The sequence below is a fragment of the Pseudomonas sp. SIMBA_041 genome, from assembly GCF_046535095.1.
Taxonomy (GTDB): domain Bacteria; phylum Pseudomonadota; class Gammaproteobacteria; order Pseudomonadales; family Pseudomonadaceae; genus Aquipseudomonas; species Aquipseudomonas mucoides.
This window is the reverse complement of record NZ_JAWRXJ010000013.1, coordinates 204,190-214,059: the sequence shown is the minus strand read 5'-3', so window position 1 is coordinate 214,059 and position 9,870 is coordinate 204,190. Positions and strand designations below refer to the sequence as shown.

Annotated in this window: 6 protein-coding genes; 5 read left to right on the top strand and 1 reads right to left on the bottom strand. The window is 61.8% G+C overall.

Annotated elements, in window-relative coordinates:
- Positions 1 to 248: 248 nt before the first annotated feature.
- From mrdA to SB725_RS27180, 5 genes are all read left to right on the top strand, one after another.
- On the top strand, positions 249 to 2,141 hold the full coding sequence (mrdA, locus tag SB725_RS27200; RefSeq protein ID WP_027925520.1) for a penicillin-binding protein 2: 1,893 nt from the start codon (positions 249 to 251) through the stop codon (positions 2,139 to 2,141).
- Positions 2,142 to 2,261: 120 nt separating this feature from the next.
- Positions 2,262 to 4,166, top strand: coding sequence for a sigma-54-dependent Fis family transcriptional regulator (locus SB725_RS27195; protein ID WP_410922868.1), 1,905 nt, complete (start codon positions 2,262 to 2,264; stop codon positions 4,164 to 4,166).
- Positions 4,166 to 5,884, top strand: a complete 1,719-nt coding sequence (locus SB725_RS27190; RefSeq protein WP_410922867.1) for an ABC transporter ATP-binding protein — start codon at positions 4,166 to 4,168, stop codon at positions 5,882 to 5,884. The genes SB725_RS27195 and SB725_RS27190 overlap by 1 nt, the downstream gene beginning before the upstream one ends.
- The gene (locus SB725_RS27185) at positions 5,874 to 6,551 is read left to right on the top strand and encodes a S8 family serine peptidase (protein ID WP_194941080.1); all 678 of its coding nucleotides are present in this window, start codon (positions 5,874 to 5,876) and stop codon (positions 6,549 to 6,551) included. The genes SB725_RS27190 and SB725_RS27185 overlap by 11 nt, the downstream gene beginning before the upstream one ends.
- Complete coding sequence (locus SB725_RS27180) at positions 6,548 to 7,846, top strand: tryptophan 7-halogenase (protein WP_027925516.1); 1,299 nt, start codon at positions 6,548 to 6,550, stop codon at positions 7,844 to 7,846. Before SB725_RS27185 ends, SB725_RS27180 begins: the two co-directional genes overlap by 4 nt.
- A gap of 116 nt (positions 7,847 to 7,962) precedes the next feature.
- Here SB725_RS27180 and SB725_RS27175 read toward each other — a convergent pair whose 3' ends face one another.
- Entirely contained in the window at positions 7,963 to 9,453 is a 1,491-nt protein-coding gene (locus SB725_RS27175; protein WP_027925515.1) for an aldehyde dehydrogenase family protein, read from the bottom strand.
- Positions 9,454 to 9,870: the final 417 nt, after the last annotated feature.

Sequence of the window (9,870 nt, the reverse complement as noted above, 5' to 3'; positions counted from 1 at the left end):
CATGTGAGAGTAGGTCATCGTCAAGATTAAATTCCGAAACCCCTATCTGCGTATGCAGGTAGGGGTTTTGTTTTGCCTGCTGGAAAGTGCCATCACCGACCGTCATTTAGGCCCTCAAGGGCAACCGTTAGAGGAAATCGCACTAAAGCAACCGCGCAGTTTTTGGTATGGTGCAGCTCGTTTTTTTAACGGACTGATTTCAAGCCTACGGATCGGCACCCGTCTTTCGTCACAGAGTTGCTGCAGAAATGCCCGAACCGATACCGATCAAGGACCACGAAAAAGAGACGCGCCTCGTCAATAAAAGACTGATGGCTTGCGGCTTGTTCGTCGTCGCTATTACCTGCGCGCTGGTGGTGCGCATGTACGTCTTGCAAGTGGTCGAATTCGACTACCACTCGACCATCTCCGAAAACAACCGCGTCCACGTCTTGCCGATCACGCCCACCCGTGGGTTGATCTACGACCGCAATGGTGTGGTTCTGGCGGATAACCGGCCGAGCTTCAACCTGACCATCACCCGCGAACGCACTTCGGATGTCAAAGAAGAGCTGGATGAGGTGGTCAACCTCCTGCACCTGCCGATAGAAGATCGAACGTTGTTCGACAAGGCCATGAAGCAGGCCCGTCATCCGTTCGTGCCGGTCACGCTGTTCTATGAACTGAGCGAGGAGCAGATCGCTGTATTGGCGGTCAACGAGTACCGCCTGCCAGGGATCGATGTCGAGCCTCAGTTCGTGCGTCACTACCCGATGGGAGCGCACTTCGCGCATTCGATCGGCTATGTCGGTCGTATCAACGAGAAAGAATCCAAAGCCCTGGACAACGTGGAATACCGCGGCACTCAATCCATCGGCAAAACCGGCATCGAAAAATTCTATGAGTCCGAGTTGCATGGCCATGTCGGTTACGAAGAAGTCGAAACCAATGCCCAAGGCCGCGTGCTGCGCGTGCTCAAGCACACCGATCCGGTCCCCGGTAAAAACATCGTCCTGAGCCTGGACGTCAAACTTCAGGAAGCCGCCGAAGAAGCCTTGGGTGATCGTCGTGGGTCGGTCGTTGCACTCGACCCATCGACCGGTGAAGTGCTGGCCATGGTCAGCAAGCCAAGCTTCGACCCGAACCTGTTCGTCACCGGGATCAGCTTCAAGGAATACGCGGCGCTGCATGACTCCATCGACCGCCCGCTGTTCAACCGCGTGCTGCGCGGCCTCTACGCGCCGGGATCGACCATCAAGCCTGAGGTGGCCATCGCCGGCCTCGATGCCGGTGTCGTCACCCCACAGACCCGTGTCTTCGATCCGGGTTACTACCAGCTCCCGGATTTCGACCACAAATACCGTAACTGGAACCACAGCGGCGACGGCTGGGTGGACATGGATGCCGCGATCATGCGCTCCAACGACACCTACTTCTACGACCTCGCCCATAAGCTGGGCATCGACCGCCTGCACGACTACATGGCGATGTTCGGCCTCGGGGAGAAAGTCTCGCTGGACATGTTCGAAGAGTCTGCCGGTTTGATGCCGTCTCAAGCCTGGAAGCGCGCCACACGTCGTCAGGCCTGGTTTCCTGGTGAGACGGTGATCCTCGGCATTGGCCAGGGCTACATGCAGGTCACTCCGCTGCAATTGGCCCAGGCCACCGCGCTGATCGCGAATAAGGGGGTGTGGAATCGACCGCACCTGGCCAAGACCGTGGATGGCGTCGCGCCGGTGGATGAGCACCCGATGCCGAACATCCTGCTCAAGAATCCGCATGACTGGGAACAGGTCAACCACGGCATGCAGATGGTGATGCACGATGCTCGCGGGATTGCCCGGGCGGCTGCGATCGGGGCTCAATACCGGATTGCCGGCAAGAGTGGTACCGCGCAAGTTGTTGCGATCAAGCAGGGCGAGCGCTACAACCGGGCGAAAACCCTGGAGCGTAACCGCGATAACGCCTTGTTCGTTGGCTTCGCTCCGGCTGAGCACCCGAAGATCGTCATCTCGGTGATGATCGAAAACGGCGAGGCCGGTGGTCGCGTCGCCGGTCCGGTGGTGCGGCAGATCATGGACGCCTGGCTACTTGATCAGGACGGTCATCTCAAGCCGCAATACGCCGCCCCGAGCAAAGCGCCAGGTGATCCTCACGTGTAAGTCGTTACTTCGCAATCACAAGCGCCATAAGGCACTTGCCATCGCCCTGACGTTAACGTAAAGATTGCGGCAGGGCGCTGAACTTGAAAAAGCGCAGGGCGGACCGATTCGGAGCGCTTGATGACGCTAATAAAAACAACACCACCGAAACTGCACCGCGAAGCCCGGCTGGCCCGGGAAAGACTCCACCTGGAGGGCGAAGTCCCCGATGGCGTCTTGCGCGCGGAAATCGATGCGTCCTGGCGGCGCAGCCTCAGTCATGGCGTGCACTTCAATGGCAAGCACGAACTGGCGCTGGAATCGAGCGCCAGCCTCGATGTGCTGCTGTCGAGCAACCGACTGCTGATCGACGCGGCATTGCCAGCGATTGATTACCTGGCTGAACGCCAAGGCAAGGAAGGCCTGATCATCCTCGCCAATTCCGACGCCACCATCCTCGCTGTCGAAGGGCGTGCCGACCGCCTCAAGGGCAGCGGCCTGCAAGACATTACGTTGGGCGCCTGCTGGAGCGAAGCCGCTCGCGGCACTAACGCTCTGGGCACTGCACTGGTCGAAGCCCGGCCGACGATGATCGATTGCGGCGAACATTACCTCGATCGCCTGACGGATTTTTCCTGCACCTCGGTGCCGATCCACTGCCCTCAAGGCGACATTCTTGGCGTGCTCGACCTGACCCGAGAAGGCCCGCTCGGCCGCGTCCATGACAGCACCGCGTTGCTGGCGATGGCGGTCAGCCAGATTGAAAGCCGCGTGTTCAACGCCAGTTATCCCGACGAAATCGTCCTGGCCTTCCACAGTCGCCGCCAATACCTCGAATCGCCTTGGCAAGGCTTGTTGGCGGTGAGCCTCGGCGGTCAGATCCTCGCGGTCAGTGCCCAGGCCTGTCAGTTGCTCCATGCCGAGCGCTCGGCGCTGGTCGGTCGACGTTGCGAAGAATTCCTCGGCGTCGATGGCCTGCAACTGTTATCGCGTTTGCACCAGGGCGGCGTCGGCAGCCTGCAAACCGCCAAGGGCGAATTCTTCTACAAAACCCTGCGCGCGCCGCAGCGGTCAATCAATGTCAGCACCCCAACGCGCACGACCGCCAAAACCACGAAACCCCAGCCGGACCTGGAGTCCCTGGCCGGTAGCAACGTGCGTTATGCCCGCGCCCTGCGCATGGCCCGGCAAGGCTTGGCCAATGAGTTGCCAGTGTTGCTGCTTGGTGAAACCGGCACCGGTAAAGAAGTCATCGCCCGCGCCCTGCACATGGCCGGAACCCGTCGTGACAAGCCCTTTATCGCGGTGAACTGTGCGGCCATTCCCGAAGGCCTGATCGAATCGGAACTGTTCGGCTACCGCGAAGGCGCCTTCACCGGCTCCCGTCGTGGCGGCATGATCGGTCGTCTGCAACAGGCCCACGGCGGCACCTTGTTCCTCGATGAAATCGGCGACATGCCGCTGGCCTTGCAAGCGCGTTTGCTGCGGGTGCTGCAAGACCGCAAAGTCGCGCCGCTGGGTGCCGGCGAAGAACAGGACATCGACGTCGCGCTGATCTGCGCCACGCACCGCGACCTCAAGCGTCTGGTGGAAGAAAAGCACTTTCGCGAAGACCTGTTCTACCGGGTCAACGGCATCAGCGTGATGCTCCCGGCCCTGCGCGAACGCGACGATTTCAGTGCACTGGTCGGGCGATTGCTGACCAGGCTAGATGCACCAACCGTCGTCCTGCATGACGATTTGAACCGACTGCTTAGCGGCTATCACTGGCCGGGCAACATCCGCCAACTGGAGATGGTGTTGCGCACCGCGCTGGCCATGCGCGAACCGGGGGAGAGCGTCCTCACCCTCGACCACTTGCCCGACAGCATGCTCGACGAATTGACCGCCACCGAACGCCCTCAGTCCGGCAGCATTCGTGAAAATGAACTGGAACTGATTCGTCAGTCCCTGGACACGCACCAGGGTAACGTCTCGGCCGCCGCCGACGCGTTGGGCATCAGTCGCGCGACCCTGTATCGCAAGCTCAAACAGTTGCGTTCGTGATGCAGCGCCTGATCGTCCGGCTGATCGACAGCCAGAACCCCGAAGCCCTGCAAGCGGCATTGCGCTGGCTCTACAGCTTCGTGCGCCCCCATCGCTTGGCCATCGCCGGGCTGCTCGGTTTGTCGGTGTGTGCCTCGCTGCTGGTGTTGGTGCAACCCTGGTTGACCAAGCTACTGATCGACGATGGCCTGCTGGCGCGCAACTTTGCGATGCTGGTGTTGATTGCCGGGTTGATGATCGTCGCCGGGCTTCTCGGCACGGCGCTGTCGGGCATCAACCGCTACTTGCACACGCGGTTGTCCGGGCGGATTTTGTTTGCGCTGCGCGATGATCTTTATCGGCATTTGCAGACGCTCTCTCCGAGCTTTTACGGTCAGCGGCGGATTGGCGACCTGATGTCGCGCCTCGATGGCGACGTCGCGGAGATTCAGCGCTTTGCCGTGGACTCGCTGTTTTCGGCGGTATCGAGTGTGATCGGTCTGGTCTGCGCGGTGGCGATGCTGCTGACCCTGTCCTGGAAACTCTCGTTGTTAGCATTGGTGCTGATCCCCCTCGACGTGCTCTGGCTGCGCTGGATGCGGCGCAAGGTCGAGCGCGATGTGCGGCAATTGCGCGAGCGCTCGGCGGACATGTCCTCGTTCATGGTCGAGACACTGCCGGTGATGAAATTCATCCAGTCCGCCGGCCAGCAACAGCGTGAAGCACTGCGTCTGGAAACGCTGGGCCACGGCTACATGAGCCAATTGCTGCGCCTGCAAGTCACCGAGTTTTTTACCCAGGCCGTACCGGGAACACTGACGTCGTTGTCCCGGGCCTGTGCGTTTTTGATTGGCGGGTACTGGGTGGTGCAGGGGACCTGGCAGTTGGGCGCCTTGATCGCGTTTTCTACTTATCTGGGCATGGCCGTCGGGCCGGTTCAGAGCCTGCTCGGGCTCTACGTCGCCATTCAACGGATGACCGTCAGTCTTGGGCGCGTGATGGAATTGCGCGGCGAAGAGCCGACCGTCCTGACGCCGGTTCAGCCGCAACCGATGCCGACTTCGGGTGACCTGCGATTCGACGATGTGCACTTCAGTCATCCCGGTCGCCCGACCACCTTGCGCGGTATCGAAGCGCGCATTCCCTACGGATTGAAAGTCGCTCTCAGCGGCGGCTCCGGGGTCGGTAAATCAACCCTGATCGACCTGTTGCAACGCCATCATGATCCGCAGTCCGGCCGCGTATTGCTGGGGGAGGTCGACCTGCGGGAGCTGGATCTGTTCCAGTTGCGCCAGCGGATTGCCGTGGTCAGTCAGGACATCGTGTTGTTTCGCGGCAGCCTCGCTGACAACCTCGCTTATGCCGTACCGCACGCCAGTCGCGAGGCGATTGCCGAAGTCGCGCGACTGGCGCAACTCGACAGCCTGATCGAGTCGTTGCCCGAAGGCCTCGACAGTCCGTTGGGCGAGCGCGGCCAGCAGCTGTCGGGCGGGCAGAAACAACGCATCGCCATTGCCCGGGCACTCTTGCAGGACCCGCTGATTCTGGTGCTCGACGAAGCCACCTCGGCAGTGGATGAAGCCACTGAGCGCGAAGTGATCGAGGCCATCGACCGACTGTTTGCCGGACGTACACGCATCCTGATCAGCCATCGCCCCTCCACCTTGGCCGATGCCGATCTGCGTTTTGAATTGCTCGACGGCGTGCTCACCTCAAAAACGGTGCTGCATGAAGCCTGAACTGCGCATCGGTGTGGTCGACAGTGGGCATTCGGCGGCGCAACGGGTGCAAGTCGTCGCGGGTCGGCGCTTCTCGTTGCTGGACGATGGACTGGCCGAAAGCGACTTGCGCGACGATCCGCTGGGCCATGGCAGCGCAGTGATTGAAGCCATCGGCAGGCGGGCACCTTCAGCGGTGTTTTGCGTGGGGCAGGTGTTTGATCAGCGCGGCGTCACTAGCGCCTTGCAGATCGCCAGCGCTATTGACTGGCTGGTGGCGCAGGACGTTCGGCTGATCAATCTGAGCCTCGGCTTGCGACAGGATCGCAGCCTGTTGCGCGAAGCCTGCGCAGCGGCGGTGGCACGCGGGGTTCTACTCTGCGCCTCTAGTCCCGCGCAAGGCGAGGGCGTGTTCCCGGCCAATTATCCGCAGGTGCTGCGCGTTACCGGCGACGCCCGTTGCACCGAACAGCAATGGTCGTGGCTCAACAGCGCGCAAGCGGATTTCGCCGCGTGTGTGCATGGGACCTATCCAGGACAATCCGGCGCCAGTCTGGGGTGTGCGGCGTTGAGCGGGCACATCGGCGCTTTTCTGGTCGAACATCCTGAGGCGAGCAACCAGCAAGTGGTCGAATGGCTGCGCGAGCATGCGCGTTATCGCGGCCCTGAACGGCGCTTCGGCCCATGATCGTGATACTCGGCGCCGGGCCAGCAGGGGCGGCGGTGGCCCTGGGGTTACGGCGGCTCGGTTATCCCGTGACGCTGGTCAGCGAGTGGCGCCGGTTTGCCGCGCTGGAAGGTGTTTCGGTGCGAGTGCTGGACGCACTGCGCGGCGCGGGCCTGCATCAGGCGCTGGCGGAAGCGGCGTTGCCTTCCCAGCGGCAGGTGTCGTGGAACGGTCAGCAGCATGCGCAGAACATTGAATTCCTGTTGGACCGTCCCGTCTTTGACCGAGGCTTGCGCGAAGACCTGCGCCTGGCAGGAGTCGAGGTGATCGAAGGTCGGATGCTGACGGTTCAGACCAACGCTACGGCGCATCGAATCGAGATCGAAGGGCGTGAAGCGCTGGTCGCGGACTTTCTGGTGGACGCCCGAGGGCGTCAGGCACCTGCGCTTGGTAAAGGCCTGAGAGGGCCGGAGACGGTCAGCCTGCTCAATCGCTGGCAGGCCACGCCGGGCAGCACCGCCAGCGCAGTGGAAAGCCTGGAGGATGGCTGGGCGTGGATGGCGCGGCGGGCTGATGGTCAGTGCTATTGGCAGTGGACGGTGGACGTGGCCAGCGCCAACCTGCCGGGCAAGGCGCAGTTGCTCGACTATTGTCGGCAGCGGCGCCAGGGCTCGGCGCTGGCTCAGGCTTTTTTCGGTGCCTCGCCGGAAATCGACCTGCAGTTGCATGCCCGCAGCAGCACCGCGATCCTCAGTCCGCAGGTGTGCGGTCCGAACTGGATTCGGGTTGGGGATGCAGCGATGGCGGTTGACCCGCTGTCGGGCAACGGGATTTTTCAATCGCTGTCCTCAGCGCTGCAGGCGCCAACGGTGATCAACACGCTGTTGCGAAAACCCGAGCGAACGGCCTTGGCACAGCGTTTTCATCGGCAGCGGGTGGAACAGCTGTTTTTGCGCTTTGCGCGGATCGGTCGTGACTTTTACGCCGATGAACAGCGATGGCGGGACCAACCATTCTGGCAGGCGCGGCGGCAGTGGCCGGATGCTCAGGTGGCCCATGCCGAGGCAGATTTTGCCGCGTTGAGGATTGAGCGGGCGCCGGTGTTGAATGAGGGGTTTGTCGATGAAGCCGAGGTGGTGATCACGGCGGATCAGCCGTTGGGGATCTGGCATGTGCAAGGGGTTGAAGTGGCGCCGTTGGTGCGGCGGTTGCGTACTGAGCCGGCGGAACAGGTGTTGGCGGGGTTGACGGTGGAGCAGGGGCGGGTGGTTCGGGGGTGGTTGTTGGCTCAAGGCTTCAAACCCCGGGATTTGTAGGGGCCTCTCGGACGCCATCGCGGTCAAGCCCGGCTCCCACAGAGGATTTGTGATCAACACAGAACCAATGTAGGAGCCGGGCTTGCCCGCGATGGCGGCCTAAAAAACGCCGCAAATCAGAGCTTGATCAACACCGACTTCAACTCGGTGTAATGCTCAATCGCCGCATACCCCATCTCCCGCCCGACCCCCGACATCTTGTACCCACCAAACGGCAACGCCGGGTCCAGGGCGCTGTGGCAGTTGACCCACACCGACCCCGATTTGATCCGCGGAATCATCCGGTGCACCGCCGCCAGATCATTCGACCAGATACTCGCCCCGAGCCCATAAGGACTGTCATTGGCCATGCGCAACGCATCGGCTTCGTCGTCGAACGGAATCGCCACCAGCACCGGACCAAATATCTCTTCCTGCACCAGCGAATGCTTCTGATCGACGTCGACAATCACCGTCGGCTTGACGAAAAACCCCGGGCCGAATTGCTCGCCACCGCAGGCGATGGTCGCGCCACTTTCCCGGCCCTTTTCGATGTACCCATAAACCCGTTCCTGCTGGCGCGCCGAAATCAACGGACCCATCTCGACGCTTGGGTCCAGGCCGTTGCCGAGCTTCATGGCATTAGCAATACCGGCGATGTCCGCCACCACATTGTCGAAATGCTTGCGTTGCACGTACAGGCGCGAACCTGCGCAGCAGACCTGGCCCTGGTTGAAGAAGATCGCGCTGGCGGCACCCGCGGCGGCGCTCGGCAGGTCGGCGTCGCCCATGACGATGGTCGGTGATTTTCCGCCCAGCTCCAGGGTCACGCGGGTCATGGAGTCCATGGCGATCTTGCCTATCTGCTTGCCCACGGCAGTCGAGCCGGTGAAGGTCAGCTTGTCCACCAGCGGGTTGTGCGTCAGCGCGGAACCGGCGGTGATGCCGGTGCCGGTGACCACGTTGAACACGCCTTCGGGGTAACCGGCTTCGAGGACCAGCTCAGCGAGTTTCAGCGCGGTCAGCGGGGTTTCATCGGCGGGTTTGAGCACCACCGTGCAACCGGTGGCGAGGGCCGGGCCGAGCTTCCAGCAGGCCAGTAGCAGCGGGAAGTTCCAGGCGACGATGGCGCCGACCACGCCCACCGCTTCGCGACGGATAAAACTGTGGAATTGATCGTTGGGCATCAGCGGCAACGACACCTCAACGCTGGAACCTTCAATCTTGGTCGCCCAACCGGCCATGTAGCGCAGGAAATCGATGGCCAGTTGCACGTCCATCACTTGGGCGACCGCCGCGCTTTTACCGTTGTTCAGGCATTCCAGTTGCGCCAGCAGCTCGGCATCGCGCTGCATCAGGTCGGCGAGTTTCCACAACAGATTCTGCCGTTCGCGTGGGCGGGTGCGGGTCCAGGCCGAATCATCGAAAGCCTGACGCGCGGCCAACACCGCGCGGTCGACATCCTCCGGCGTGGCCCGTGGCACCACGCACAACACTTCACCGGTGGCCGGGTTGTGCAGGGGCATGGTCTGGCCATCGGCGGCCTCGACCCATTCCCCGCCGATCAACATGCGCGGGGCACGCTGGATAAATGCGGAGGTGGCGGGAAGCACATTAGGGAGCGTCATGGCGAAGCCTCTTATTGTTCGTGAGAACAGGGCTTTCGCAATGGTTGTGCCAAGTCGCCGGGAGGTCAGGCCAACGTTGATTAGCCGGACGCCAATGGAGGGTGGTGAAGGTTATGCCATGTAGCCGCTGGCGAAGCCTGCGTTCGGCTGCGCAGCAGTCGTGAAATCAGACGATACGGTGCTTCAGGCAGACCGCAAACTCAGGAATTACGACTGCTAGCGCAGCCGAATGCAGGCTTCGCCAGCGGCTACAAAAATTGCGTTGCCGTCGGCATTTCTTCTCCCGTCGACATAGCGGGCGGTAGCGATTTTTTCGCAAATTGCGACACCCGCTGAGACGACGAGCAACCGGGTTGCGACCTTGAGTGCCCCCGTGTTGGGGTCTAGAATTTTCAGGCTCGGTGGGTGAAATGACGG